The sequence below is a fragment of the Oleiphilus sp. HI0043 genome, from assembly GCF_001634935.1.
Map to the genome: position 1 here is coordinate 1 of NZ_LWEY01001224.1, position 624 is coordinate 624.

The 624-nt window shown below is 45.2% G+C and carries 1 pseudogene; it reads left to right on the forward strand.

From position 1 onward, the window contains the following. Positions 1 to 624, forward strand: a pseudogene (rpoB, locus tag A3729_RS15070) (DNA-directed RNA polymerase subunit beta); the annotation flags it as partial.

The window sequence follows — 624 nt, forward strand, 5'->3', positions numbered from 1 at the left end:
GCTCGTGTTATTCCTTACCGTGGTTCATGGTTGGACTTTGAGTTTGACCCGAAAGACAACGTTTTTGTTCGTATTGACCGACGTCGTAAACTACCTGCATCGATCTTGCTACGTGCGCTTGAATACAGCACACAAGAAATTCTTGAAATGTTCTTCGATACCAGTGCATTCGTTATTTCCGGCGAGAGCTGTAAGCTAGAGTTGGTGCCTGCTCGCCTACGTGGTGAGCTTGCAAGTTTCGAAATTAAAGATGCTGACGGTAAGGTTATCGTTGAAGAAGGTCGTCGTATTACTGCGCGTCATATCAGACAGCTTGAGAAGCTTGGTAATCACCTTGAAGTTCCACGTGAGTACCTACACGGCAAGGTGACAGCGAAAGACTTGATCAATGAAGAAACTGGCGAATTGGTTGTTGAGTGTAATACCGAAATCACTGATGAAGTGATCGATACAATTATTGAAGCGGGTATCGAATCGTTCGAGACGATTTATACGAACGAACTAGATTGCGGCCCGTTCATGTCTGATACGCTAAGAATCGATCCGACAAGTAATCAGCTTGAAGCTCTGGTAGAGATTTATCGTATGATGCGTCCTGGTGAGCCGCCAACTAAGGATTCAGCA